Source organism: Streptomyces sp. L7 (assembly GCF_050990935.1).
Taxonomy (GTDB): Bacteria; Actinomycetota; Actinomycetes; order Actinomycetales; family Microbacteriaceae; genus Leifsonia.
Genome location: NZ_CP194644.1, coordinates 927,159 through 949,894 on the forward strand (window position 1 = coordinate 927,159; position 22,736 = coordinate 949,894).

Annotated in this window: 25 protein-coding genes and 1 tRNA gene; 4 read left to right on the forward strand and 22 right to left on the reverse strand. The window is 69.9% G+C overall.

The annotated features are described in order from the left end of the window. Nucleotides 1-47 precede the first annotated feature (47 nt). The 3 genes from ACR5MH_RS04575 to ACR5MH_RS04585 form a co-directional block, all read right to left on the reverse strand. A tRNA-Ala gene (locus ACR5MH_RS04575) sits at nt 48-120 on the reverse strand. A 113-nt stretch (nt 121-233) separates the two neighbouring features. Then, on the reverse strand, nt 234-608 hold the full coding sequence (gene rsfS, locus ACR5MH_RS04580) for a ribosome silencing factor (RefSeq protein WP_431346418.1): 375 nt from the start codon (nt 606-608) through the stop codon (nt 234-236). A 49-nt stretch (nt 609-657) separates the two neighbouring features. Continuing rightward, complete coding sequence (locus tag ACR5MH_RS04585) at nt 658-1,383, reverse strand: hypothetical protein (RefSeq protein WP_433862342.1); 726 nt, start codon at nt 1,381-1,383, stop codon at nt 658-660. 19 nt (nt 1,384-1,402) lie between these two features. Here ACR5MH_RS04585 and ACR5MH_RS04590 point away from each other — a divergent pair, with 19 nt between their 5' ends. After that, entirely contained in the window at nt 1,403-1,723 is a 321-nt protein-coding gene (locus tag ACR5MH_RS04590) for a hypothetical protein (RefSeq protein ID WP_433862343.1), read from the forward strand. Nucleotides 1,724-1,891: 168 nt separating this feature from the next. On the opposite strand, the gene nadD is transcribed toward ACR5MH_RS04590, so the two are convergent. The 7 genes from nadD to rplU all read right to left on the reverse strand — a co-directional run bounded on the left by nadD (nt 1,892) and on the right by rplU (nt 7,210). After that, the gene (gene nadD / locus ACR5MH_RS04595; protein ID WP_431346415.1) at nt 1,892-2,494 is read right to left on the reverse strand and encodes a nicotinate-nucleotide adenylyltransferase; all 603 of its coding nucleotides are present in this window, start codon (nt 2,492-2,494) and stop codon (nt 1,892-1,894) included. Nucleotides 2,495-2,517: 23 nt separating this feature from the next. After that, nucleotides 2,518-2,760 (reverse strand): hypothetical protein, encoded by a 243-nt coding sequence (locus ACR5MH_RS04600; protein ID WP_431346414.1) that lies wholly within the window; start codon nt 2,758-2,760, stop codon nt 2,518-2,520. A 58-nt stretch (nt 2,761-2,818) separates the two neighbouring features. Continuing rightward, nucleotides 2,819-4,102: a glutamate-5-semialdehyde dehydrogenase gene (locus ACR5MH_RS04605; protein WP_433862344.1), complete on the reverse strand. Its 1,284-nt coding sequence runs from the start codon at nt 4,100-4,102 to the stop codon at nt 2,819-2,821. Nucleotides 4,103-4,111: 9 nt separating this feature from the next. Continuing rightward, entirely contained in the window at nt 4,112-4,960 is an 849-nt protein-coding gene (gene proB, locus ACR5MH_RS04610) for a glutamate 5-kinase (RefSeq protein WP_431346412.1), read from the reverse strand. Then, nucleotides 4,957-6,528 (reverse strand): GTPase ObgE, encoded by a 1,572-nt coding sequence (gene obgE / locus ACR5MH_RS04615; protein ID WP_431346411.1) that lies wholly within the window; start codon nt 6,526-6,528, stop codon nt 4,957-4,959. The genes proB and obgE overlap by 4 nt, the downstream gene beginning before the upstream one ends. A gap of 86 nt (nt 6,529-6,614) precedes the next feature. Further along, nucleotides 6,615-6,872: a 50S ribosomal protein L27 gene (gene rpmA, locus ACR5MH_RS04620; protein ID WP_369963520.1), complete on the reverse strand. Its 258-nt coding sequence runs from the start codon at nt 6,870-6,872 to the stop codon at nt 6,615-6,617. A 29-nt stretch (nt 6,873-6,901) separates the two neighbouring features. After that, nucleotides 6,902-7,210: a 50S ribosomal protein L21 gene (rplU, locus tag ACR5MH_RS04625; RefSeq protein WP_369963521.1), complete on the reverse strand. Its 309-nt coding sequence runs from the start codon at nt 7,208-7,210 to the stop codon at nt 6,902-6,904. Nucleotides 7,211-7,468: 258 nt separating this feature from the next. Between rplU and ACR5MH_RS04630 the strand changes: the two genes are divergently transcribed. Next, nucleotides 7,469-7,744, forward strand: coding sequence for a DUF4031 domain-containing protein (locus tag ACR5MH_RS04630; protein ID WP_433862345.1), 276 nt, complete (start codon nt 7,469-7,471; stop codon nt 7,742-7,744). 32 nt (nt 7,745-7,776) lie between these two features. Here the strand turns inward: ACR5MH_RS04630 and ACR5MH_RS04635 are convergent, their stop codons facing one another. Next, nucleotides 7,777-7,992, reverse strand: a complete 216-nt coding sequence (locus ACR5MH_RS04635) for a hypothetical protein (protein ID WP_433862346.1) — start codon at nt 7,990-7,992, stop codon at nt 7,777-7,779. Next, nucleotides 7,989-10,346: an Rne/Rng family ribonuclease gene (locus tag ACR5MH_RS04640; protein WP_433862347.1), complete on the reverse strand. Its 2,358-nt coding sequence runs from the start codon at nt 10,344-10,346 to the stop codon at nt 7,989-7,991. Before ACR5MH_RS04640 ends, ACR5MH_RS04635 begins: the two co-directional genes overlap by 4 nt. A gap of 319 nt (nt 10,347-10,665) precedes the next feature. Between ACR5MH_RS04640 and ACR5MH_RS04645 the strand changes: the two genes are divergently transcribed. After that, complete coding sequence (locus ACR5MH_RS04645) at nt 10,666-11,310, forward strand: vitamin K epoxide reductase family protein (RefSeq protein WP_431346409.1); 645 nt, start codon at nt 10,666-10,668, stop codon at nt 11,308-11,310. 63 nt (nt 11,311-11,373) lie between these two features. Here ACR5MH_RS04645 and ndk read toward each other — a convergent pair whose 3' ends face one another. The 5 genes from ndk to ACR5MH_RS04670 all read right to left on the reverse strand — a co-directional run bounded on the left by ndk (nt 11,374) and on the right by ACR5MH_RS04670 (nt 17,819). Further along, a complete protein-coding gene (gene ndk, locus ACR5MH_RS04650) occupies nt 11,374-11,796 on the reverse strand; it encodes a nucleoside-diphosphate kinase (RefSeq protein ID WP_431346408.1) in 423 nt (140 codons plus the stop codon). Beyond that, a complete protein-coding gene (locus tag ACR5MH_RS04655) occupies nt 11,793-12,176 on the reverse strand; it encodes a DUF4233 domain-containing protein (RefSeq protein ID WP_433862348.1) in 384 nt (127 codons plus the stop codon). The genes ndk and ACR5MH_RS04655 overlap by 4 nt, the downstream gene beginning before the upstream one ends. Further along, entirely contained in the window at nt 12,173-13,540 is a 1,368-nt protein-coding gene (locus ACR5MH_RS04660) for a bifunctional folylpolyglutamate synthase/dihydrofolate synthase (RefSeq protein WP_431346405.1), read from the reverse strand. Before ACR5MH_RS04660 ends, ACR5MH_RS04655 begins: the two co-directional genes overlap by 4 nt. Next, the gene (gene ileS / locus ACR5MH_RS04665) at nt 13,537-16,920 is read right to left on the reverse strand and encodes an isoleucine--tRNA ligase (RefSeq protein ID WP_431346404.1); all 3,384 of its coding nucleotides are present in this window, start codon (nt 16,918-16,920) and stop codon (nt 13,537-13,539) included. The genes ACR5MH_RS04660 and ileS overlap by 4 nt, the downstream gene beginning before the upstream one ends. Nucleotides 16,921-17,138: 218 nt before the next feature. Further along, nucleotides 17,139-17,819, reverse strand: coding sequence for a TetR/AcrR family transcriptional regulator (locus ACR5MH_RS04670; RefSeq protein ID WP_431346403.1), 681 nt, complete (start codon nt 17,817-17,819; stop codon nt 17,139-17,141). Between the two features lie 64 nt (nt 17,820-17,883). On the opposite strand from ACR5MH_RS04670, the gene ACR5MH_RS04675 reads away from it, so the two are divergent. Next, on the forward strand, nt 17,884-19,242 hold the full coding sequence (locus tag ACR5MH_RS04675) for an MFS transporter (protein WP_431346402.1): 1,359 nt from the start codon (nt 17,884-17,886) through the stop codon (nt 19,240-19,242). 214 nt (nt 19,243-19,456) lie between these two features. On the opposite strand, the gene ACR5MH_RS04680 is transcribed toward ACR5MH_RS04675, so the two are convergent. From ACR5MH_RS04680 to ACR5MH_RS04700, 5 genes are all read right to left on the reverse strand, one after another. Continuing rightward, the gene (locus tag ACR5MH_RS04680; RefSeq protein ID WP_431346400.1) at nt 19,457-20,533 is read right to left on the reverse strand and encodes an IS110 family transposase; all 1,077 of its coding nucleotides are present in this window, start codon (nt 20,531-20,533) and stop codon (nt 19,457-19,459) included. A gap of 179 nt (nt 20,534-20,712) precedes the next feature. Next, nucleotides 20,713-21,024 carry a hypothetical protein gene (locus tag ACR5MH_RS04685; protein WP_431346399.1) on the reverse strand — a complete coding sequence of 104 codons (312 nt, stop codon included), beginning with the start codon at nt 21,022-21,024 and terminating at the stop codon, nt 20,713-20,715. After that, entirely contained in the window at nt 21,021-21,596 is a 576-nt protein-coding gene (locus ACR5MH_RS04690; RefSeq protein ID WP_431346398.1) for a hypothetical protein, read from the reverse strand. The genes ACR5MH_RS04685 and ACR5MH_RS04690 overlap by 4 nt, the downstream gene beginning before the upstream one ends. Nucleotides 21,597-21,640: 44 nt before the next feature. Continuing rightward, nucleotides 21,641-22,348, reverse strand: a complete 708-nt coding sequence (locus tag ACR5MH_RS04695) for a hypothetical protein (protein WP_431346397.1) — start codon at nt 22,346-22,348, stop codon at nt 21,641-21,643. Beyond that, entirely contained in the window at nt 22,338-22,538 is a 201-nt protein-coding gene (locus ACR5MH_RS04700) for a hypothetical protein (protein WP_431346396.1), read from the reverse strand. Before ACR5MH_RS04700 ends, ACR5MH_RS04695 begins: the two co-directional genes overlap by 11 nt. Nucleotides 22,539-22,736 lie beyond the last annotated feature (198 nt).

Consider the following 22,736-nt stretch of genomic DNA (forward strand, 5'->3'; position numbering starts at 1 on the left):
ACACGAGAAAAGGCCGGCTTCCGAAGAAGCCGGCCTTTCGTTCCCAGTGGATCTGAGGGGACTCGAACCCCTGACCCCCTGCATGCCATGCAGGTGCGCTACCAGCTGCGCCACAGACCCGTATTCAGTTTCTCGTGCGTTGACCGGGCTCCCCGGGCAACTCATCAAGCGTACTACACGCGGGCGGCGCATCGTAAATCGGCCGTGCAGCCCGGGCGTGTGCGCGCGAGCCGCTACTCCGCCGTGTGGACGGGCAGTTCGAGCGGCAGGACCGGGCAGTCCTTCCAGAGGCGCTCGAGGGCGTAGTACATGCGGTCTTCCTCGTGGAAGACGTGCACCACCAGGTCGCCGAAGTCGAGGAGGATCCAGCGGCCCTCCGACTTGCCTTCGCGGCGCAGCGTGCGGATGCCCGCGTCGTTCAGGCGGTCCTCCACCTCGGAGGCGATCGCGATCACGTTGCGCTCGACCGAGCCGGACACCAGGAGGAACGCGTCCGTCAACGGCAGCGGGCCGGAGACGTCGAGCGCCACCAGATCGGTGCCGCCCTTCGAGTCGGCGGCGGCGGCCGCGAGCTGGAGGATGTCCCGGGCGTGCGGGGATGCGGTCACAGAGAGTCCTTCGGGAGAGTGCGGGTCGAGAGGAGGCGTTCGCAGGTCATCAGAAGACGTGGAGCACGTACGCCGCGATCAGCAGGCCGATCACGCCGACGGCGAGCACGCCCGCGGTCACCATGAGCACGACCGGGAGGGCGTTGCCGCGCTTCTTCGGCGGGGCGATCACGCCGCGCGTCGACGTGTGCGTGCTGATCGCGCGCGACGCGCGCACCGGCGCGACCTCGGAGGTGTTGAACTCGTTCTCCTCGCTGTCCAGCAGCCGGTCGATGTCCGAGGAGTCGATGCGGTCGTGCGCGCCGGTGGCTCCCAGCGTGCGCGGGAGGTCGATCGAACCGGTGACGAGGATCTCGCCGGTGCTCGTCAACGGGCCCGTGGCGTCCGCCTGCGGCAGCGACGGGAGGATGAGTGCGTTGGTCGTGGTGGCCGCGGTCGAGTGGCCGACGTTGCGCGAGGTGATCGGCTCGGAGCCGTCCTCGAGCTCGGCTGCCATCGACCAGTGGCCGGTCGGCGGCGTGAAGGGGCGGCGCTCCTGGGCCGAGGTGTCCTCCTCCGCCTCGGCGGGTGCAGCAGCAGCGGCTGCGGCCGGCGCCGCCGGCGCGGCAGCAGCCTGCGACCCGAAGGCGGTGAAGGCGGAGGCCGGCGAGGACGTCACCGGGGTGTCGGCCTGCTGCGCCGCGGGCGCCCCCTCGTCGGTGAACGTGACGGGAACGATCGGCTCGGCGATGGCCGGCGAGTGGTTCGCCTGGTTCGCCGCCTGTGCCTGAAGCATGGCCCGAAGCTCGCGGCGGGTGAGCGTGCGCTCGCCGGTCGGATCGGACTCGTCGTCCGACGCCGCCGACGGAGCCGTGGTGGTCTGCGGGGAGGCCGCGCGGACGGGAGTCGCCGCCGACCCCGGGAGCACGGACATCGGCTGCGTCACCGGCTCCGGCTTGGACTGGTCCGGCGCCTGCCGGAAGAGGTCGAACGACGCGGCGTCGGCGCTGGGGTCGGCGGCCGGGCGCTTCGGAGCGCTGAAGAGGAGGTTGTCGAAGCTGCCGCCCGACGAGACGCCGGGCTCGGCGAACGCGGAGGCGGGGATGGCGGGAGCCTGCTCCTCGACCGAGGAGTGAGCGTCGGCTCCGGGGTCGACGACGTCTTGGGGATCTCTCCCGCCGGGGTCGCCTCGGAGGTGCCCGCACGGCGCGACGCTTGACGAGCCGCCGTACGCTCACTCTCTCTGGCCTGTCGCCGTGTCTGCGGCGGCTGGCTCGCTTCCGCTGGCTGTTCAGGCCATGACGTCATTCCACGCTCCGATACAAGTGATGTTTGGAGATGTACTGGACCACCCCGTCGGGGACGAGGTACCAGACGGGGAATCCCCTGCTCACCCGGCTCCGGCAGTCGGTGGACGAGATCGCCAGGGCCGGAACTTCCAACAAGCTTACGTCTTGTTTCGGCAATCCAGAAATATTGAGGTCGTGTCCCGGGCGACTCACAGCAACGAAGTGCGCGAGCTTCCACAGCTCGTCGATATCGCGCCAGCTCAGGATCTGAGCGATGGCGTCGGCGCCGGTGATGAAGAAGAGCTCCGCGTCCGGTCGCTCCTCGCGCAGATCCCGGAGGGTGTCGATCGTGTACGTGGGACCGACGCGGTCGACATCGACCCGGCTGACCGTGAAGCGCGGGTTGGATGCCGTGGCGATCACCGTCATCAGATAGCGGTGCTCGGCCGACGTGACCTCGCCCTTCTGCCAAGGTCGGCCGGTGGGCACGAAGACCACCTCGTCGAGGTCGAACGACTGTGCGACCTCGCTGGCGGCGACGAGGTGACCGTGATGGATCGGATCGAAGGTCCCGCCCATCACGCCGATGCGTGGGCGGCTCTTCTCGGTCAGCTCCATGTGGCGGGGCGGTGCGGGAAGCCTCAGTGCCCCTGGGTGGGGTGACCGGTGCCGTGGTGGGTGGCGCCCGGGGCGCCGGCGTGCGACGCGGCGTCGCTCGCCGAGCGGTGGCTGTGACGGTTGGCGACGTCGCGGAAGCTGAACATGACACCGAGCAGGCAGAGGAAGACGACGATCGCGATCGTGCCGTAGGCCCAGGTGGGCATGGGCAGCTCGACGTGGGTCTCCGCCGCGGCGGCGGCGATGATGGTGGTCAACTGGGACATCGGTGGTGTTCCTTTCGGGGCGTTGCGGCGCGAGGCCGTTTCTCAGTCTAGTGGTCGCTCACGCCCGGATCTGGCCGGACCCGCGGACGATCCACTTGGTGCTGGTCAGCTCGGGCAGCCCCATCGGGCCGCGCGCGTGCAGTTTCTGCGTGGAGATGCCGACCTCCGCGCCGAAGCCGAACTCGCCGCCGTCGGTGAACCGGGTGGAGGCGTTGACCATGACGACAGCCGAGTCGACCTCCGCGAGGAAGCGCTCGGCGTTGCCGAGGTCGTTCGTGACGATCGCCTCGGTGTGCTGGGTGGAGTAACGGCGGATGTGCGCGATCGCGGCGTCCAGGTCATCGACGACCCGCACCGAGATGTCGAGGCTCATGTGCTCGGTCGCGAAGTCCTCGTCGGTGACGGGGACGCCGCCCGGCGCGTACGGCAGCGCGGTCTCGTCGGCGTGGATGGTGACCCCCGCCTCCGCGAGCGAGCCGAGTACGGCGGGCAGCAGACGCTCGGCGGCGTTCCGGTGCACCAGAAGGGTCTCGACGGCGTTGCAGACGCTCGGACGCTGGACCTTGGCGTTGCGGACGATGTCGACCGCCCATTCCTCGCGCGCGCTCTCATCCAGCACGATGTGGACGACGCCGGCGCCGGTCTCGATCACCGGCACGCTCGACTGGATGACGACGGACTGGATGAGGTCCGCGCTCCCCCGCGGGATCAGCACGTCGACCAGTCCGCGGGCGCGCATCAGCTCGTTCGCGCCGTCGCGGCCGAACCGGTCGATGGTCTGGGCGGCGTCGGCGGGGAGGCCGGCGCTCGCGAGCGCTCCGCGGACCACCTCCACCAGCACCGCGTTGGTGTTGAGCGCCGCGGTGCCCCCGCGCAGGACGACCGCGTTGCCGCTCTTGATCGCGAGTGACGCGATGTCGATGGTGACGTTCGGCCGGGCCTCGTAGATCGCGCCGACCACGCCGAACGGCACGCGGGTCTGGGCGATCTTGACGCCGTTCGGGAGGTCGCTGCCGCGCACCACCTGGCCGACCGGGTCGGTGAGGCCGACGACCTCCAGGACCGCGTCGGCGAGGCCCTGCAGCCGCGCCGGGGTCAGCGAGAGGCGGTCGAGCAGGCCGGCGGAGAGCCCGTTCTCACGGCCGTTGGCGAGGTCCAGCTCGTTGGCGGCGAGGATGCGCTGCTCCGCTGCGAGGACGCCCTCGGCGATCGCGCGCAGCGCCGCGTTCTTCTGCTCGGTCGTCGCGGTGGCCAGCGGGAGCGACGCTGCCTTGGCCGCGCTCAGCCGATCGGCCAGGCTCCGATCAGCAGAGGAGGTGGGGGCGGCGACGGTCGAGGACATGCGTCCAGTCTAGGCCGTGGCGGCCCTCGCGGCCTCGGCGTCGCCCGCCCGCGCAGGGGCCGCGACGGCGTCCGAGCTCGGCGCGGGCGCGAACCACGTGCCCACCGTCTCGCCGCGCAGCGCCTCGGCCACGAGAGTCGTCGCGGTGAGGATGACGGCGGTCCCGCGCTCCGCGGCCTGACGTGCGGCCGACACCTTGGTCAGCGCTCCCCCGGTGCCGACGCCGGACAGCCCGGTCGACCCGATCTCGACGCCCGCGAGCTCGTCCTGCCAGCCGACGTGCCCGATGGGCTCGGCTCCGGGCTCCTGCGGGGGCTTCGTGTAGAGGGCGTCCACGTCCGAGAGCAGGACGAGGAGGTCGGCCTCCACCAGCAGCGCCACCAGCGCGGCCAGCCGGTCGTTGTCGCCGAACCGGATCTCATGGGTCGCGACGGTGTCGTTCTCGTTGACGATGGGGAGGATGCGCAGGTCCAGCAGCCGCTCCATCGCGCGCTTGGCGTTGCTGCGGTGGGTCGGGTTCTCCATGTCCCCCGCGGTGAGCAGGACCTGCCCGGCTACGATCTCGTAGCGGTCGAGACTGTCCTGGTACCGGTAGATCAGCACGTTCTGGCCGACCGCGGCGGCCGCCTGCTGCGTCGCCAGATCTGTCGGGCGCCCGTCGAGCGACAGGTACGGGAGGCCGGTGGCGATCGCGCCGGAGGACACCAGGATGACCTGCGAGCCGCGGCCGTGCGCCTCGGCGAGGGCGTCCACGAGCGGGCCGATCTGACCCGCGTTCTCGCCGCTGATCGACGAGGATCCGACCTTGACGACGATCCGTCGGGCGGCGGGGACCTGGGCGCGCTCGTCGATCGTCATTCCCTGCCCGTCTCCTCGCTCGCCGCTGTCCGGGAACCGGAGTCCTGGCCGTCGTAGTCGTCGTAGTCGTCGTCCTGCCAGAGCCCGGCCTCCTTCTCGCGGAGGAGCTCGGCGCGGGCCTCGGCCTTGCCGTCCATCCGGTCGAAGTAGTCCTCGCGGCGTTGCGCGCGGGTGGGACGCGCATTCTGGTCGATGCGCGCGTCCGTGCCGCGCGGCGCCGTGATCAGCTCGGCCGTGGAGGTCAGCGTGGGCTCCCAGTCGAACACCACGCCGTTGTTCCGTCCGATGACGACCGTGGAGCCGGCGACGGCGCCCGCGGTGAACAGGCGCTCTTCCACGCCGAGCTTGGCGAGCCGGTCGGCGAGGTAGCCGACCGCCTCGTCGTTGGCGAAGTCCGTCTGCGCGACCCAGCGCTCGGGCTTCGCGCCCAGGATGCGGTAGACGGGGCCGTCCGAGCCGCCCTCGACCTTGACCGTGAAGCCGGCGTCGTCCACGGCCTTGGGCCGGATCACGATGCGCGGACGGATCTCCGCCTCGGCGGCCTCGGCCTTCCTGGCCTCCTCGACCAGCTCGGCCAGCGCGAACGACAGCGCGCGCAGGCCCTCGTGGCTGACCGTGGAGATCTCGAACACGCGGTAGCCGCGGGCCTCCAGGTCGGGACGGACGAAGTCCGCCAGCTCGCGGGCGTCCGGGACGTCGATCTTGTTGAGCGCGATGAGCTGGGGGCGCTCCAGCAGCGGCACCTGTCCCTCAGGCACAGGGTAAGCGGCCAGCTCGCCGCGGATGACCTCGAGGTCGCTCAGCGGGTCTCGGCCGGGCTCCAGGGTGGCGCAGTCGAGCACGTGCAGCAGGGCGGAGCAGCGCTCGACGTGGCGCAGGAACTCCAGCCCCAGGCCGCGGCCCTCGCTCGCGCCCTCGATGAGGCCGGGGACGTCGGCGACGGTGTAGCGCACGTCGCCCGCCTGCACGACGCCGAGGTTGGGGTGCAGCGTGGTGAAAGGGTAGTCCGCGATCTTCGGCTTGGCCGCCGAGAGCGCGGCGATCAGGCTCGACTTGCCGGCGGACGGGTAACCCACGAGCGCGACGTCGGCGACGGTCTTCAGCTCGAGGAGGATATCGCCCTCCCAGCCGGGTGTCCCGAGCAGCGCGAACCCGGGCGCCTTGCGCTTCTGGGTGGCGAGGGCGGCGTTGCCGAGCCCGCCGAGACCCCCGGCGGCCGCGACGAACCGCATGCCGGGCTCGGTCAGGTCGACGAGCTCCTCGCCGTCGGCCGACTTGACCACGGTGCCGACCGGGACCGGGAGTTCCAGCTCTTCGCCGGTGTGGCCGCTGCGGTGGTCGCCCATCCCGAAGCCGCCGTTGTCGCTCGAGCGGTGCGGGTGCCGGTGATAGCCCAGCAGTGTGGTGACCTGGGGGTCGGCGACGAGCACGATGTCGCCGCCGTTGCCGCCGTTGCCGCCGTCAGGGCCGGCGAGCGGCTTGAACTTCTCGCGACGGACCGAGACGCACCCGTTCCCGCCGTTGCCCGCGCGCAGATGCAGTGTCACGCGATCCACGAACGTGGCCATGATGGGTGCTCCTCAGATCTGGGTATAACGACGGATGGGCGGGCCGAAGCCCGCCCATCCGTGAAGTGCTGTCGTGGGGGTGAGGCTCAGGCCTCGACGGCCACGATGTTGACGACCTTGCGGCCGCCCTTGGTGCCGAACTCGACCGCGCCCGCTTCGAGGGCGAACAGCGTGTCGTCGCCACCGCGGCCGACGTTGGCGCCCGGGTGGAAGTGCGTGCCGCGCTGGCGGACCAGGATCTCGCCGGCGTTGACGGTCTGGCCGCCGAAGCGCTTCACGCCGAGACGCTGCGCGTTGGAGTCACGACCGTTGCGAGTGGAGCTCGCGCCCTTTTTGTGTGCCATGTCTTCTTCTCCTCGAGAGGTTCTGTCGGCTACTTGATGCCGGTGATCTTGACGCGCGTGAGCTCCTGACGGTGGCCCTGGCGCTTCTTGTAGCCGGTCTTGTTCTTGAACTTCTGGATGACGATCTTCGGCCCGCGCAGGTCGTTCAGGACCTCGGCGGTCACCTTCACCTTGGCGAGGGACTTCGCGTCGGAGGTGATCTTGTCACCATCGACGAGCAGGACGGCGGCCAGCTCGACGTTGCCGTCCTTGTCGGCCTTGATGCGGTCCATCGTCACGATGGTGCCGACCTCGACCTTCTCCTGCCGGCCACCGGCGCGCACAACTGCGTAAACCACTTTCACGTACCTTTTCGTCGGGGATCAGTTCCCGACCGATGCCGTGGACCTGTCCTGCTCTTGTTTGTTCAGGGAGTTACTGGTGAGCTCGCGCCCGCCGATGGCGGCGGGTGGCTCTCAGAAAACCGTGCGCGTGCACCAGCCTACCGGCACACACCAACGGTCAACTTTACCCGACGCCGCACGACCCGTCAATTCAACGAGGGAGCCTCGGGACCGACCGGAACCCTGGACGGGACCGGTTCCTACAATCATTGTATGACGGTCCTGATCGATCCCCCGGCATGGCCCGCCCACGGCATGTTGTGGTCGCATCTCGTCAGCGACTCGTCGCTGGACGAGCTGCACGCCTTCGCGGCCGCGGCGGACGTGCCCGCTCGGGCGTTCGACCTCGACCACTACGACGTGCCCGACCGCCGCTATGACGAACTCGTGACGGCGGGGGCGGTCGCGGTCAGCGGCAAAGAGCTCGTCTCCCGGCTGATCGCCAGCGGCCTGCGCGTGCGGGCGCGCGACCGCGTGCGCCGCCACTGACCCTGGGTCAGCGGCGGCGCACGGCAGGCGGCTCAGTCCTCGCGCTGCTCGGCAGCGGGCTGTGCGCCCGGAATCTGCCCGCCGGTGATGACGGCCGTGCTGGCGCGACGGCCGCGGCTGCGGCCCTGACCCGGCGCCTTCGGCTGCGGGAGGGAGTCCAGCACGGAGTCGAGGAGCAGTTCGGTCTCCACCGCCGTCGCGACCGGAGCGTGCGCCGCCGGTGCGGTCGGCTCGGGCAGCTCGATCATCGGGAAGTCCAGGTGCGGGTGCTCGTCGGCGGCCGGAGCGGCGGGAGCGGACTCCTGCGCTGCGGCGGGCTCGGTGGGTGCCTCCGCGGCCGCGGTCTCGGGCTGGCGCTGCTCGTCGCGCGCGCCCTTGCCCTTGCGGCGGCGCTTCTTGGGCGCTGCGTCCGTTGCCGGCGCCTCGGTGGCCTGCGCAGCCGGAGCCGTCTCGTCCGCCGGTGCGCCCTCCCCTCGTGATGCGGATGGATGGTCGAGGCCGCGATCTGCGCGAGACCCTTCTTGGCGTCGTCCGTGAGCGCGTGCGTGCCGTTGGTGTGCGGCGCGCTGGAGGGCTGCTGAACGCCCCCGTTGCCGTTGCCGGTGCCACCACGGCCGCGACGGCGCTCGCTCTGCGGCTGCTGCTGCGGCTGGCGGTGCTTCACGACGGGGTCGTGGTGCACGATCACGCCGCGGCCGGCGCAGACCTCGCACGCCTCGCTGAAGGTCTCCAGGAGGCCGAGGCCGAGCTTCTTGCGGGTCATCTGGACGAGGCCGAGCGAGGTGACCTCTGCCACCTGGTGCTTGGTCCGGTCGCGGCTCAGGCACTCGATCAGGCGGCGCAGCACGAGGTCGCGGTTGGATTCGAGCACCATGTCGATGAAGTCCACGACGATGATGCCGCCGATGTCGCGCAGCCGGAGCTGGCGGACGATCTCCTCCGCGGCCTCCAGGTTGTTCTTGGTGACGGTCTCCTCGAGGTTGCCGCCCGAGCCGACGAACTTGCCCGTGTTGACGTCGACCACGGTCATGGCCTCGGTGCGGTCGATGACCAGCGAGCCGCCGGACGGCAGCCAGACCTTGCGCTCCAGCGCCTTCTCGATCTGCTCGGTGATGCGGTACTCGTCGAACGCGTCGCGGTCGCCGGTGTAGGCCTCCACGCGGTCGATCAGGTCGGGCGCCACCTGGCGCAGGTAGCTCTCGATCGTCTGGCGCGCGTCGTCGCCGGCGATGACCAGCTTCTGGAAGTCCTCGTTGAAGACGTCGCGGATGATCTTGATCAGGAGGTCGGGCTCGCTGTGCAGCAGCGCGGGCGCCGACTGCGTCTCGACCTGACGGCTGATGTCCGCCCACTGCGCGGTGAGGCGGGTGACATCGAGGGTGAGCTGCTCCTCGGTGGCGCCCTCGGCCGCCGTGCGCACGATGACGCCGGCGTTCTCCGGGAGGACCTCCTTGAGGATCTTCTTGAGGCGCGAGCGCTCGGTGTCGGGCAGCTTGCGGCTGATCCCGTTCATGGAGCCGTTCGGCACGTAGACCAGGTAGCGGCCCGGCAGCGAGATCTGGCTGGTGAGCCGGGCGCCCTTGTGGCCGACCGGGTCCTTCGTGACCTGGACGAGCACGCGGTCGCCCGCCTTGAGGGCGAGCTCGATGCGGCGGGGCTGGTTGCCGGTCTCCACGGCGTCCCAGTCGACCTCGCCGGAGTAGAGCACGGCGTTGCGGCCGCGGCCGATATCGACGAAGGCCGCCTCCATGCTCGGCAGCACGTTCTGCACGCGGCCGAGGTAGACGTTGCCGATGAGCGAAGCCTCCTGCGATCGGGCCACGTAGTGCTCGACCAGGACCTTGTCCTCGAGGACGCCGATCTGGATGCGGCCGCCCTTCGAGCGGACGACCATCTGCCGGTCGACGGACTCGCGGCGCGCGAGGAACTCGGCCTCGGTGATGACCGGACGGCGGCGGCCGGCGTCGCGGCCGTCGCGGCGGCGCTGCTTCTTCGCCTCCAGTCGGGTCGAGCCCTTGACCTTCTGGGGCTCGGTGATCAGCTCGGGCTCGCGCGGCGTGCGGACCTTGACGACGGTGTTCGTCGGGTCGTTCGCCTCGTTGCGTCCGTTCTCACCGGCGCGGCGGCGCGAGCGGCGGCGCACGGTGCCGGTCGGCTCCTCGTCCGGCAGCGCGGGCAGCGGAAGGATGTCCGGGGCCTGGAACAGCAGTGTGGTCGGCGGCAGGCCGGGGATGACGGCGCCCGCCGCCTCCGGCTCGTCGCCGTGGCGTTCGGGCAGGGCGGGCGGCTCGTGGCCGTCGGCGGCGAGCGTGGCCACGTCGACGGCGCACTCCGCGGTCTCCTCGGTGACGGCGACGGTCACGTCGGTCGTCTCCACGGGCGCCGCTGCCGGCTCCGGCGCCGCGGGCTCCTGCGCGGCGGCCTCCGGCTGCGCCGCGACGACCTCCTGCGCTGCGATCTCGCGCTCACCGGCGAACACCGGCGTATCGGCGGTCCCGGCAGGACGGGTCACCCGTCTGCTGCCGAAGATGCCACGGCGCCTGCGCCCTCCCGTTCCCTGATCGTTGCTGTTCGTGCTGTCGATATTCTCGTTTTCCACCATCGCTGGTGCACTCCTCGACCGGTGGCGGCAACCCGCTCACCGGGTACTCTCCGTCGGAGGCGCCGCTCGCGGCGCCTGCCGTAATCCTGGCTCGGACTGCCGGTGCTCGTGGCACCTGCGTCCGGCTCTCCGTTGTCTTGTGCCGGCCTGCGCGGCCGGCTGTTCATTCGGGCGCACCTGGCGCCCTCAAGCCTTCTGTTCGAGTCGGCCGGCGTACTGCCGGGACGACTTATCCAATGATTATCGCATGTCGGAGGCCGGGAACCGGCGCAACCCGCCTTCACAGAAGGGGCGCGCCGCGTCGTGCCATAATCCGACTGTGCCTGCCTCGACGACCGCGACCGCCGCCCCGACGACCGACGCTGCTCCAGCGGGGTACCGCCGCCCGACCGCCCTGGCGATCTTCCTGATCGTCGCCGGGGTCATCGGCTTCTGGGCGGCGTTCATGCTCACCGTGGACAAATTCCACCTGCTCGCGGACTCGCACGCCCAGCTCTCCTGCAACTTCAACGTCCTCGTCGGCTGCAGCAAGAACCTCAACTCGTGGCAGGGCTCGCTGCTCGGCTTCCCGAACCCGCTTCTCGGCTTGGCCGGCTGGACGGCGACCATCGCGGTCGGCGTCGGCCTGTTCGCCGCAGGACGATTCGCGCGCTGGTACTGGATCGCCTTCAATGTCGGCGTCGTGCTCGCGCTGGCGCTGGTGATCTTCCTCATCACCGAGTCGCTGACCGTGCTCAACGTGCTCTGCCCCTGGTGCATGGTCACCTGGACGGTCACCATCCCGACGTTCTGGGCGGTCACCCTCTACAACCTCAAGGAGGGGCACATCCCCACGCCGGAGCGCGCACGCCGGCTCTTCGGAACGCTCTACGGCTGGGTACCGCTCATCACCATCGTCAGCTACGCGATCGTCGCGGTGCTGGCGCAGATCCAGCTCGACTGGATCCACCGCGCGTTCGCCTGATCCGCTCGTACGCAGAACGGCTCCCGACCATGCGGTCGGGAGCCGTTCTCGTTCGGCCGGAGCTCAGCCGAACCAGAGCGCGAGCTCGCGCTGCGCCGACTCGGGCGAGTCGGAGCCGTGCACCAGGTTCTGCTGCACCTTGAGGCCCCAGTCGCGGGCCAGGTCGCCGCGGATGGTGCCCGGCAGCGCGGTGGTCGGGTCGGTCGCACCGGCCAGCGAGCGGAAGCCCTCGATCACGCGGTTGCCGGCGACCCGCAGGGCGACGACGGGGCCGGACTCCATGAACTCCACGAGCGGCTCGTAGAACGGCTTGCCCTCGTGCTCGGCGTAGTGCTTCGCGAGAAGCTCGCGGTCGGCCTGCAGCATGCGGATGTCGACGAGCGAGTAGCCCTTGGCCTCGATGCGGCGCAGGATCTCGCCCGTGAGGTTGCGGGCGACTCCGTCGGGCTTGACGAGGACGAGGGTCTCTTCGACGGCGGTGGTCATCTGGTCTCCGTTCGGTTGTTCCGGTCGATGGTGTTCCGGTCTAGGCGGGAGGCGACGATCATGCAGTAGGTCCACATGGCCGTGAAGATCGCCCCCACGATGAAGAAGGCGGGCTGCAGGAAGCCGGCGGCGACCACGAGGAGCTGCACGATCCAGCCCAGCACGACGCCGATCCGGTTGCGCATCAGCCCGATCGCCGCGATCATCAGCAGCACCACCAGCGCTCCCCCGCCGAGCGCCGCCCAAGCGGGCAGGGCGTTCAGCCCGAAGAGCACGAGCGCGCCGAGGAAGACGACGATCAGCTCGAAGCCGAGCACGATCGAGCCGAGGCTCTCGCGCAGGGAGCGTTGCCGGCGTGCGCGCGGCTGCTTGGCGCTCACGCGGTCGCGTCCTTCCAGCCCTGCTCGTCGGCGTACGCCATCGCGGCGCCGACCAGCACGATGGAGCCGGTGACGACCACGGCGCGGCGCGGCTCCTCGCCGGCCCACTCGTGGGCGGCCTCCAGGGCGTCGAGCGCGTCGGTGTAGACGATCGTCGCCTCGTCGCCGGCCTCCTCGCGCACGATGTCGCCGAGGTCGTCGGCGGCCAGCGCACGGTCGGACGCCGGCTCGGTCACGAAGAACTGGGTGGCCACGGGGGTGAGCGCGCGGATGACGCCGCGAGCGTCCTTGTCGCCCAGGCTGCCGATCACGAAGGTGAGCTCGTCGAAGTCGAAGTACCGGCGCACGGCGTCGGCGAGCGTCTCCGCGCCGGCCGGATTGTGCGCGGCGTCGACCAGGACGGTCGGTTCCACCCCGATGAGCTGGAGGCGGCCGGGCGAGGTCGCGGTCGCGAAGCCCTCCTCGACCAGGTCGGACTTGAGCGGCTGGGTACCGCGGCCGAGGAAGGTCTCGACGGCCGCGATCGCCACGGCGGCGTTCTGCGCCTGGTGATCCCCGTAGAGCGGCAGGAAGACGTCCTCGTACGTGGCAGCGCGGCCGCGCACGGTGACGAGCTGACCACCCACGGCGACCTGGGTGGTCACCACGTCGAACGCCTGCGGCTGGGCCGCGAGGGTCGACTCGGTGAGCCGGGCGGCCTCCTCGAGCTCGGTCATGGCCTCCGGAACCTGCGCCGAGGTCACGACGTCGGCGGACGGCTTGATGATGCCGGACTTGGTGCGCGCGATCTCGCGGACGGTGCCGCCGAGCTGCTTGGTGTGGTCGAGCGAGATGGGGGTGAAGACCGCCACCTGGCCGTCGCCGACATTGGTGGAGTCCCATTCGCCGCCCATGCCGACCTCGATCACGGCGACGTCGACCGGGGCGTCGGCGAACGCGGCGAAGGCCAGCGCGGTCAGCGCCTCGAAGAAGGTCAGCGGCGCCTTACCCTGCTCCTCCAGTTCGGCGTCCACGATCTCCAGGTACGGGCGGATGTCCTCCCAGTTGCTCACCAGGGCTTCGTCGGAGATCGGCTCGCCGTCGATCATGATGCGCTCGTTGAAGCGCACCAGATGCGGGCTGGTCAGCAGCCCGGTGCGCAGGCCGTAGGCGCGCAGGATGCTCTCGGCGATACGGCTGGTCGAGGTCTTCCCGTTCGTGCCGGTGATGTGGATGATCGGGTACGCCCGCTGCGGGTCGCCCAGCAGCTCCACGGCGCGACGGGTGGCGTCGAGCCGGCGCTCGGGAGCGCCCTCCCCGACGCGGGCGAGGAGCGCCTGGTAGACGGCCTCGGCCTCCTCGCGCAGCTCGTCGTCGTCGGTCATCGGGTGGCCTCCACCTTCGTCACGCCCACCGTGAACCGGCCCGCGTTCGCGTACAGTCCGGCGGCGAAGTCCTTGCTGAAGTCGTCGCGGCCGTCGCCGGAACGGTCGGCCGCCGACACGAACTCGAACGCCAACGCCAACGTCTCGCCCGCGATGTCGACGGCCTCGCCCGCCAGCGCGATCGCGGCGACATCGTCCTCGTGCTCGAACGCGACGCTCAGCTCGATCCGGTCGCTCACGTCGAGCCCGGCCGCCTTGCGGGTGTCCTGCACGGCGCGGATAACGTCGCGAGCCAGGCCCTCGGCCTCCAGCTCCGGCGTCGTGGCCGTGTCGAGCAGGACGAAGCCGCCGCCGGGCAGCAGCGCCAGCGCCGAAGTCGCCTCCTCGTCGGTCTGCGCGGTCTCCAGGACCAGCTCGTACTCGCCCTCGACCAGCTCCACGCCGCCCACGGTAACGACTCCGTCGTGCTCGGACCAGTCGCCGGCACGTGCGGCCTGGATGACCTGCTGCACCTGCTTGCCGAGCCGGGGCCCCGCGGCGCGGGCGTTCACGGTCAGCTTGCTGGTGATGCCGTACGACGTGGCGCTGTCGTCGGCGAGCTCGACCAGCTCGACCGCCTTGACGTTCAGCTCGTCGCGCAGGATGCCCTCGAACGGCCGCAGGGCGTCGGCGTCGGCCGCGACCACGGTCAGCGACGCGAGCGGGAGCCGCACCCGGCGGCCGGACTGCTTGCGCAGCGAGAGCGCCGTCGAGCTGATCGCCCGGATGCGGTCCATCGCGTCGACCAGGGCGCCCTCGGCGGGTAACTCCGCCGCGTCCGGCCAGTCGGTGAGATGCACGCTGCGGCCTCCGGTGAGGTCTTTCCAGATGCGCTCGCTGACCAGCGGAAGCAGCGGCGCCGCGACCCGGGTCAGCGTCTCCAGCACCGTGTACAGGGTGTCGAACGCCTCGGCGCCCGAGCCGTCCTCGGCGACGCCGGTCCAGAACCGGTCGCGCGAGCGGCGCACGTACCAGTTGGTGAGCACGTCGGCGAAGTCGCGCAGCTTGGCAGCGGCGAGCGTCGAGTCGAGCCCCTCCAGGTCGGCGGTCACGGCCTCCACGAGGTCGCGCGTCTTGGCGAGCAGGTAACGGTCGAGCACGTCGCTGGACGCGGTCGAGCGCTTGGCCTCGTAGCCGGTCGCGTTCGCATACAGCGAGAAGAAGTACCAGGTGCTCCAGAGCGGCAGCAGCACCTGGCGGACGCCCTCGCGGATGCCCTCCTCGGTGACGATGAGGTTGCCGCCGCGCAGCACGGGGCTCGACATCAGGAACCAGCGCATCGCGTCGGAGCCGTCGCGGTCGAAGACCTCGTTGACGTCCGGGTAGTTGCGCAGCGACTTCGACATCTTCTGGCCGTCGCTGCCGAGCACGATGCCGTGCGAGATCACGTTCGTGAACGCGGGCCGGTCGAACAGCGCGGTGCCGAGCGCGTGCAGCAGGTAGAACCAGCCGCGGGTCTGCCCGATGTACTCCACGATGAAGTCGGCCGGGTTGTGGCTGTCGAACCAGTCGTGGTTCTCGAACGGGTAGTGCACCTGGGCGAACGGCATCGAGCCGGAGTCGAACCAGACGTCGAGGACGTCCGGGATGCGGCGCATGGTCGAGCGGCCGGTCGGATCGTCCGGGTTCGGCCGGGTCAGCTCGTCGATGAACGGCCGGTGGAGGTCGGGCTCGCCCGCCGCGTTGACCGGCAGCCTCCCGAAGTCGCGCTCCAGCTCCTCCAGCGAGCCGTAGACGTCGATGCGCGGGAACTCCGGGTCGTCGCTCTTCCACACCGGGATGGGCGAGCCGAAGTAGCGGTTGCGCGACACCGACCAGTCCCTGGCGCCGGCGAGCCACTTGCCGAACTGGCCGTCCTTGACGTTCTCCGGCACCCAGTTGATGCCCTGGTTGAGTTCGACCATCCGGTCGCGGAACTCCGTCACGCGCACGAACCAGCTCGACACCGCCTTGTAGATCAGCGGGTTGCGGCAGCGCCAGCAGTGCGGGTACGAGTGCTCGTAGCTGGCCTGGCGCAGCAGCCGGCCGTTCTCGCGCAGCAGCGTCGTGAGCGGCTTGTTCGCCTCGAAGACCTGGAGGCCTGCGACGTCCTGGACCTCGGCGAGGAAGCGCGCGCCGTCGTCCACCGAGATGATGACCGGGATGCCCGCGGCCTCGCAGACGCGCTGGTCGTCCTCACCGTAGGCCGGAGCCTGGTGGACGATGCCGGTGCCGTCCTCGGTGGTCACATAGTCGTCGACGAGGATCCGCCAGGCGTTCTGCGTGCCGTACTTCTCGGTGTCGGCGTAGTAGTCCCACAGCCGGTCGTAGGTGACCCCGGCGAGCTCGCTGCCGCGGACCGTGCGGCTGACCGCGTCGCGCGCGGCCTCCGGCGAGCCGTAGCCGAGCTCCTTGGCATAGTTGCCGACCAGGTCGACGGCCAGCAGGTACTCGCCGCTCAGCGACTCCTCGTGGAGGGTGGTGCTGTGCCGGCCGCCGTCGCGTCCGTGCACGTCGGCCGCGCCGTTGGGACCTGCGGGAACGACCGCGTACTCGATGTCGGGGCCGACCACCAGCGCGAGGTTGGTCGGCAGCGTCCACGGCGTCGTCGTCCACGCGAGAGCGCGCACTCCGGTGAGGCCGAGGGCCTCCGCCTTCGCGCCGGTGAGCGGGAAGGTGACGGTGACCGTCTGGTCCTGACGCATCTTGTAGACGTCGTCGTCCATGCGCAGCTCGTGGTTGGACAGCGGGGTCTGGTCGCGCCAGCAGTACGGGAGGACGCGGTGGCCCTCGTAGGCCAGGCCCTTCTCGTGGAGCTGCTTGAACGCCCAGATCACCGACTCCATATAGGAGGTGTCGAGCGTCTTGTAGTCGTTGTCGAAGTCGACCCAGCGCGCCTGGCGGGTGACGTACTCCTGCCACTCGCGTGTGTAGCGCAGCACGGAGTCCTTCGCTGCCTGGTTGAAGGCGGCGAGGCCCATCTCCTCGATCTGGCTCTTGTCGGTGATCCCGAGCTGCCGCTCGGCCTCCAGCTCGGCGGGAAGGCCGTGCGTGTCCCAGCCGAACCGGCGCTCGACCTTCTTGCCGCGCATGGTCTGGAAGCGCGGGAAGACGTCCTTGGCGTAGCCGGTCAGCAGGTGGCCGTAGTGCGGGAGGCCGTTGGCGAACGGGGGCCCGTCGTAGAAGACCCACTCGGGCGCGCCCTCGCGGTGATCCACCGAGGCGCGGAAGGTGCCGTCCTGCGCCCAGAAGGCGAGGACGTCGGTCTCGATCTCCGGGAAGACCGGGGACGGTGTGACCCCCTGGGGCTCGCGACCCGAGGACTCGGGCGCTCCATCCGGTGCGGACTTGGGGTACGGCATCTCTCTCCTGGCAGTCGTGATCTGCACGAGGACGCCGGACGCTCGCACGCCCGTCGCGGTACCACCCCGCTTGCCCCATCCGCCTCCGGCGCCGGATGAAGCCTCTCGTTCTGCGGCTGTGACGGGCCTGCCCCGTTCGGTTCTAGTGAGCGGGCGAGTGCCCGCCGTTCTTCCGAAGACTCGCCGGTGATGGCCGGGTCGACGTCGTTCGCACCATTCTATCCGGTCCGCAAGGCCGTCGCGTAGCCGGCGCACACCGGCTCCACCGCCGCGCGCACGAGCGGCGCCAGCGGGCCGCGCCGCACGCCGGCCCGGGCCCAGCCCCCGGCCGCGGTCACCGCGGCTCCCACGACCGCGGTCGCTGCGGCGCGCGGGAGCAGCCCATCCGGGTCCGCTCCGGCCCGGCGCGCGATCGCCGCGGCCACCTGCCGCACGACCGAGAGGAAGCGCGGCAGCGCGGAGGCCTGCAGCTCGGCATCGGTGCCCATCAGCTCGACCTGGGTGACCGCGAGCGGCAGCCGGTCGGGGCCGAAGCCCTCGGCGAGCCGGACGACGGCCTCCAGGACCGCGGCCATCGGCTCCACGTCATCGTCGGCCGCCGCCAGCATCGCCGGGAACGCCGCGAGCGACTCGTCCACCTCCAGCCAGAGCAGGTCGCTCTTGGCGGCGAAGTAGTTGAAGAACGTGGCCCGGCTGACCCCCGCACGCCGCGCGATGTCGTCGACGGTGGTGCCGGCATAGGTCTGCTCCAGGAAGAGCTCGCCGGCGGCCTCCGCGAGCATGCCGCGCGACGAGGCGCGCGGCCGTCCGGACCCGCCGTGGCCGTGGCCGCCTGGCGGCGTCGACCCGCCGGGCCGCACGCCGGACTGTGCCGCCTGGTTGGAATGGCGCGGTGTCACGATGCGTTGTCTCCTCACGCCTAATATTGGACCCGGTTCAAATACCCCTGTCAGAAGGACACCCGTGACCTCCACCCCCACGCTCGCGGTCAGCGAGACCGATCGCCCGGGCATCACGCCGGGCACCGCTCGCCGCGTCGCCATCGCATCGTTCGTCGGGACCTCCCTCGAATCGTACGACTTCTACCTCTACGCGTACTTCGCCGCGTTCTTCGTCGGCCCGCTGTTCTTCACCCCGCTCGGCGCGTTCGGCGGCGTGCTCGCCGGATTCCTCGCGATCGCGGCCGGCTTCGTCATCCGCCCGGTCGGCGCCGTGGTCTTCGGCCACCTGGGCGACCGGATCGGCCGCCGCCCCGTCCTGCTGATGACGATCCTGCTCATGGGGATCAGCACCGGCCTCGTCGGCGTGCTGCCGACCTACGCGGCCGCGGGCTGGTTCGGCGGCGTCGTGCTCGTGCTGTTGCGCCTGGTGCAGGGCCTGTCGCTCGGCGGCGAGTGGGGAGGCTCGATCCTGCTGGCGACCGAGTACGCCAACCCGAAGCGCCGCGGCTTCTACGCCGCCCTCCCCCAGCTCGGCTCGCCGGTCGGCTCGATCCTCAGCGCCGTCGTCTTCATCGCCCTGACGCTGACCATGTCGCCGGCCGACATCGCCTCGTGGGGCTGGCGCATCCCGTTCCTCACCGCGTTCCCGCTGCTGCTGGTGTCGCTCTACCTGCGCTGGTCGATCGACGAGACCCCGGTGTTCCGCAAGCTCGTGGAGACCGGCCGCCGCGACCGCTTCCCAGTCCTCGACGTCTTCACCAAGGCGCCGACGGCGTTCATCATCGCGATCGGCGCCGCCGTCCTCGGCATCGGCTCCTACTCGCTGATGAACACGTACATGGTCGACTACGGCACCGCCGTGCTGGGCTTCAAGTTCCAGGACCTGCTCGTCGCGACCACGATCGGCGGCCTGCTCCAGCTCGTCACGATCCCGCTGTTCGGGCTGTGGGCGGCGAAAATCGGCTCCGCGCGCGTCGTCGCCATCGGCGCGATCGGGACGCTGGTCGTCGCGTTCCCGATGTACTTCCTGCTGCAGAGCGCGTCGTTCGGCGTGCTCGTCGCCAGCATGATCATCGGCGGCATCCTGCCCACGCTGTCCTGGGCGGGCCTCGGCGGGCTGATGTCCGACCTGTTCCCGAGCCCGATCCGCTACAGCGCGCTCTCGGTCGCGTACAGCGTGGCGGCGCTGCTGACCTCGTTCGTGCCGGCGCTGACGCTGGTGTTCGGGCAGTCGGTGCACAACGCGTGGTGGCACCCCGGAGTGGTGCTGGCGGTCATGTCGGCGATCACGCTCGTCGCGGCGTGGGCGGCGGCGCGACGGAAGCCGGTGCTGGACGAGGTTGCGGACGCGGAGGTCGAGGCGGCGCCCGCGATCGTCTGACTGCGTGCTGGTCCCTGGCTCGAGCTGCGTGCTCCAGCCAGGGACCTGCGGCCACCTCGGCTAGTCGAAAAAGCGGTCGTCGGGAGCGGGCAACGCATCTTCGACCCGGCGCCCTTCATCGGTGATCTCGAACATGCACGCCCATCCCCAGTCCTTGTCGTCTCGACCGTCGGGCATGTACACACCGCTGAGCCGCTCGATGCTCCTATGTTCGTCAAGTGCCGATTTGGGGCAGGTTGGCGTAGATCTCTCGAGCGATGTATCGCTTCAGGCAGCGGATGATTTCGCGTTTGGTGCGACCCTCGGCGCTGCGGCGTTCGACGTAGGCGAGCGTGGGTTCGTGTCGGCGCATTCGGACGATCGCGACGATGTAGAGGGCGCTGTTCGCGGCGCGGTCTCCGCTGCGGGAGAGCCGGTGTCGTCCGGTGGTTCGGCCGCTGGAGGCGGGTTGTGGGGCGACGCCGCAGAGCTTGGCGAAGGCTGCCTCGTTCTTGATGCGGTTGGCGTTGTCGCCGGCGGTGACTAAGAACTGGGCGGCGACTTCGACGCCGACTCCGTGTAAGGCGACGAGGTCGGGAGCGGTCTGGTTGACGAGGTCCGCGATCTGTGTGCTGAGCCGTTTGGCCTCGTCGTCCAGGGTCTTCCAGCGTCGTGCGAGGTCGCGGAGGGCGAGCTTCGTGCCGGCCAGGTGCAGACGAGCAGGATCCGACAACAGCGAGAGAAGATTCTCTGTCTCAGGTCGTAGGTGGAGGCATCGGTTCACCAGTGTGCGCTTGGTCAGATCGACGAGCTCGTCGCGCAGCTGCGAGGGCGCGCCGATCATCACGCCGAACAGGGCGTTGAAGGCCTGGGTGCGTGCCTTGACCGCGCCAGAGCGCGCGACCCGCAGGGTGCGGATCACCTCGATCGCGCCGGACTTGCTCTTGGGAACAGCGGTGGAGGTCTCGCCGAGCACTGCGCGGGCGATCTGCTCGGCGTCCAGGCGATCGGACTTGCCGTCCATCCGCCTTGCGATCCGGTTGGGCCGGTTCACTTCGATGACGTGTTCACCGCTTCTCGTCAGCTCGCGGGCGAGCGCGGCGCCGAACGAGCCGGTGCTTTCCACCCCGATAGAGGCGAGGCTGCCGTAGCTGCGCATCCAGGACCGAAGAGCGTCGTAGCCGGGTCCGGTGGCGGGGAACTCGTGGTGGCCGAGCAGCCGACCATGATCATCGATGGCGGCGGCGTAGTGGGTGTGCTTGTGAGTGTCGACTCCGCCGATGACCGTGACATCGGTCAATTCAATTGTCATGCTGGAGGTGCTCCTTCCGTGCGCGCTGGTTGAACGGACGGGGCGAGCCGGTCGGGCGGGTCGACAGAACTGTGATGGGGCTTCTAGTCCAAGCTCCTATCAGGTCAGATCCGGTCGGCCGGCGCGCTCCTGGATACTGCGCCGGCCCCGGTCGACAAATCGAACGAAGGACACCATGGTCAGTTCTTGGCCTGAGTCAGACCGAGACCGTCGCAGCACCATGACAAGTCTTCACAGATCTTCTCGTCCAAGGTCCCCGGCCACTCGAAGAAGTCGATCAGTGTGCGCTCCGGCTCCACGTACTCGACGGAACCGATCCTCAGATAACCGGCTTCCGCGAGCGAACGCATGGTGGCGATGACGAGCATTTTCCGCTCCAAGTCGTTCGTTTCGAAGTCTTTCGCGTGCGCGTTCGCGTCGTCTATGTCGACCCAGTCGCCGCTAGCCATGTTCAAATACACGTGCGCCAGACTGTCCAGTTGAATGTTCATTTTCCGAATCCTTTTGGCAGATGCACTTTGGTCTTCCTGAGGCCGTCCGGGGATTTGATGTCGATGGTGTCGCCGCCGGAACTACTCTCCCTACGCAGTCCGACCGTGGTCCCATCGGGAAGCCTGTACACCTCACCCTTGTAGTCGCCCCACGAATCATCCTTTTCGCCGCCTTGGGTGATCTCTTCTGCGATCTTCGCGAGATCCTCGGGCGTGTCGACTTCGCGAACACCCCCGCTCTTTGCTTTCCGTGAGTTCTCCTTCACTATCGCGTCCACATCCTCGTAGCTTTTCGCGTCGTTGAACCACTGCGCCCGGGCGCCGACCGGCGTGCCGCCGATATGGACCTTGACCGTGCCGTCGAGGTTGTGGGTGAGGGCGTAGATCCGTAGGCGCGCCCGCTGAATCCGCTCCTCCGGCGTGTAGAACCGCGACCCGCTCGTGGAGCCCGTGCCCACACCCCCGATGACCACGAGCGCGACCGCCGCCATGACAACGCCGGCACCGCACACGGCGATCAGCTTCTCGACGCTGTACGCCCCGCTGATCAGCCACCGAGCGATCTGCTGCACGCTCGCTCCCGGCACAGGGAGCGCCGTCGACGCGGGGCGGATCGTCACCCCGGATTCGCCCGGTCGTACCGGGCGAGAGTGGTGAGTGCGGAGAGGAACTCGGCGCCGAGCTCCGGCGTCGCGGCGCGGCTGAGTGCGCCGTCCAAAGTCGATTCCAGGCGGCGGGCGAAGGCCCGCTCCTCCGAGTCGTAGTCGTCCTTGGCGCGCCGCGCTCGTGCCGTGGCCTCGTCCAGTCGCTGCTGCGCGTCATCGAGGCGGTTTCGTGCGCCGATGAGTTCGGCCAGGACGGTCTGCTCGTCGTGGCGCACCGACGACGCTGCATCCACGGTCGCCAACGCAGCCACCAGGGCTGTGTGCTCGACGGAGAGCACACCCGCCAACGCCTGCGCCCGCTCCAGGTCGTCCTGCGCCTCTTCCGCCTCCCGCCGCGCCCGGTCCGCCTCGTATTGCGTCTCCGCGAGCGAGTGCGCCCACACACGCGCCGCCGCGGCCGCCTCATCGTGCTGCCGGGTAGCGGTCTTCGCCGCCGCGAGGACGGTTCCCAGCGTTTCCGCGAAGACCTCGGACGCGATCCCTGTCCACGCGGGCGGCTCGAGCACCGTCAGCGTCCGCCGCATGGCCTCCGACTGGTGCCACAGCCACTCGGTCTGTTCGCCCAGATCGCGCGCCCACGCTTCGACCGCCTCCACCTCGCCGGGCGTGGGATCGGCGTCGAAGCCGACGACCGACCAGTCCTCTCCGCTAGATCGCACGGATGCCGTCCTCGAACATCCCCGCGTCCGCCGCGTCACGCTGCTCGTACCCGTCGGCCAGCGAGAGCAGGGCCGTGCTCAGCGCCTCAGCACTGTCCGTCACCAGCGAACGAGGAGTGGACCAGTACCGTTCGAACCGCTCGAACGCCGCGGCCGAGACCCGCGAACCGAGCTCTGCTCCCGCGACCATCGAGGGATGCCTTCGTTCGGCAGCCTGCGACAACGTCGCCGCACCCTCTCGCAATCGTTCCGTCTCAACAGCAACCGCACCCGCCATAACGCCTCACTCACATTGACATACGGCGTTCAGCATATGGGGCGACCCGAGTTCAGCCGAGGCGGCCGCCAGTCTGTAAACTTGACGGGTATCCCACACTCAGGCACCCCG

Excerpts from the sequence above, each read along its gene's own strand:
- ACR5MH_RS04585 (WP_433862342.1), bottom strand. The coding sequence starts at position 1,383 with ATGCTTCAGGCACAGGCGGCGAACCAGGCGAACCACTCGCCGGCCATC.
- nadD (WP_431346415.1), bottom strand. The coding sequence starts at position 2,494 with ATGGAGCTGACCGAGAAGAGCCGCCCACGCATCGGCGTGATGGGCGGG.
- ACR5MH_RS04600 (WP_431346414.1), bottom strand. The coding sequence starts at position 2,760 with ATGTCCCAGTTGACCACCATCATCGCCGCCGCCGCGGCGGAGACCCAC.
- ACR5MH_RS04605 (WP_433862344.1), bottom strand. The coding sequence starts at position 4,102 with ATGTCCTCGACCGTCGCCGCCCCCACCTCCTCTGCTGATCGGAGCCTG.
- proB (WP_431346412.1), bottom strand. The coding sequence starts at position 4,960 with ATGACGATCGACGAGCGCGCCCAGGTCCCCGCCGCCCGACGGATCGTC.
- obgE (WP_431346411.1), bottom strand. The coding sequence starts at position 6,528 with ATGGCCACGTTCGTGGATCGCGTGACACTGCATCTGCGCGCGGGCAAC.
- rpmA (WP_369963520.1), bottom strand. The coding sequence starts at position 6,872 with ATGGCACACAAAAAGGGCGCGAGCTCCACTCGCAACGGTCGTGACTCC.
- ACR5MH_RS04630 (WP_433862345.1), top strand. The coding sequence starts at position 7,469 with ATGACGGTCCTGATCGATCCCCCGGCATGGCCCGCCCACGGCATGTTG.
- ACR5MH_RS04635 (WP_433862346.1), bottom strand. The coding sequence starts at position 7,992 with ATGATCGAGCTGCCCGAGCCGACCGCACCGGCGGCGCACGCTCCGGTC.
- ACR5MH_RS04640 (WP_433862347.1), bottom strand. The coding sequence starts at position 10,346 with ATGGTGGAAAACGAGAATATCGACAGCACGAACAGCAACGATCAGGGA.
- ndk (WP_431346408.1), bottom strand. The coding sequence starts at position 11,796 with ATGACCACCGCCGTCGAAGAGACCCTCGTCCTCGTCAAGCCCGACGGA.
- ACR5MH_RS04660 (WP_431346405.1), bottom strand. The coding sequence starts at position 13,540 with ATGACCGACGACGACGAGCTGCGCGAGGAGGCCGAGGCCGTCTACCAG.
- ileS (WP_431346404.1), bottom strand. The coding sequence starts at position 16,920 with ATGCCGTACCCCAAGTCCGCACCGGATGGAGCGCCCGAGTCCTCGGGT.
- ACR5MH_RS04680 (WP_431346400.1), bottom strand. The coding sequence starts at position 20,533 with ATGACAATTGAATTGACCGATGTCACGGTCATCGGCGGAGTCGACACT.
- ACR5MH_RS04685 (WP_431346399.1), bottom strand. The coding sequence starts at position 21,024 with ATGAACATTCAACTGGACAGTCTGGCGCACGTGTATTTGAACATGGCT.
- ACR5MH_RS04700 (WP_431346396.1), bottom strand. The coding sequence starts at position 22,538 with ATGGTCGCGGGAGCAGAGCTCGGTTCGCGGGTCTCGGCCGCGGCGTTC.